Annotated in this window: 1 pseudogene; it reads left to right on the top strand. The window is 82.6% G+C overall.

The features are described from left to right. Window positions 1-396 (top strand): annotated as a pseudogene (locus tag CR470_RS41535) (ribonuclease E/G); the annotation flags it as partial.

Consider the following 396-nt stretch of genomic DNA (forward strand, 5'->3'; position numbering starts at 1 on the left):
GCCCCGGCCGGCGCGCCGGAGGCCGTGGAGGCCCCCGCCCCGGTCGTCGAGACCCCGGCCGAGCCCGTCGCCGACCTCGACCCCGAGTCCGTCGACCCCGAGGAAGAGACCGTGGTCGCCGTGGATATCCCCGACGAGACCCCAGCGCCCCGCCGCCGTCGCGCCTCCCGCAAGGCCACCGCCCCCGCGGGCACCCCGGCAGCGGCCGAGGCCGCCGTCGTGGTCGAGCCGGCCGAGCCCACCGCCGTGGTCGAGGCCGCCGAGCCCGCCGCTGCCGTCGCCGAGCCGGAGCCCGCCCAGGCCCCTCGCGGCCGTGCCCGCCGCCGTGCTTCGGCCCCGGCCGGTACGCCGGGGGCCGCCGCGCCCGTCGCCGAGCCGGTGACCGAGCCGGCTGTC

It is taken from the genome of Streptomyces sp. rh34 (assembly GCF_002551245.1).
In the GTDB taxonomy this organism is placed as follows: domain Bacteria; phylum Actinomycetota; class Actinomycetes; order Streptomycetales; family Streptomycetaceae; genus Streptomyces.